The sequence below is a fragment of the Streptomyces pseudoechinosporeus genome, assembly GCF_054783935.1.
Genome location: NZ_BAAGPS010000100.1, coordinates 1 through 777, shown reverse-complemented (window position 1 = coordinate 777; position 777 = coordinate 1). Strand labels below are relative to the sequence as shown.

The following is a 777-nucleotide window of genomic DNA, read 5'->3' as shown; positions in this document are numbered from 1 at the left end:
CGTCCCGGTCCTGCGCCGCTCGCCGGAACCCGCCGACAGCGTCATCTGGGAGCCCAGCGAGCGCTGGGTGCGCGGGATGAAGGGCGAGGTCACCGTCGTCGACAGCCGACGGCCGATCCTGGTCTGGGAACCGGGCCGTCCGGTGCCGCTGTACGCGTTCCCGCACGACGACGTCCGGACCGACCTGCTGCGGAAGGCCGAGCGGCCCGCCACCCGGCGTCACGCCGGCGCGACACTCTTCTACGACCTCGAAGTCGGCGGTGAGACCGTCCCCGGCGCGGCCTGGACCTACCCCGGCGAGGAGTTGGCCGGCCACATCTCCTTCGAGTGGTTCGGGCGGGACGTGCTCGACCACTGGTACGAAGAGGAAGAGGAGATCTTCGTGCATCCGCGCGACCCCCACAAGCGGGTCGACGCCGTGCCCAGTACCCGGCACGTCCAGGTCCGGATCGACGGCACCCCCGTCGCCGACACCCACAGGCCGGTGCTCCTCTTCGAGACCCACCTCCCCGTGCGGTACTACATCCCGCGCGAAGACGTCCGCCTCGACCTGTTCACCCCCGCGGACCACGAGACTCGATGCCCCTACAAGGGAGTGGCCACCGAATACTGGTCGTGGGAGGGCGGAAACCCGCTGGCGAACATCGTGTGGAGTTACCCCGCCCCGCTGCCCGCCGTCAGCAACATCAAGAACCTGGTGGCCTTCTACAACGAAGCCGTCGACCTCATCGTCGACGGAGAGCATCTGGAGCGTCCGGTCACCGAGTTCATCAAGCC

Annotated in this window: 1 protein-coding gene; it reads left to right on the top strand. The window is 68.9% G+C overall.

Annotation, left to right across the window (positions count from 1 at the left end; genetic code table 11):
- On the top strand, positions 1–777 hold a 777-nt coding region (locus ACYVO6_RS49385), incomplete at both ends, for a DUF427 domain-containing protein (protein ID WP_461073614.1).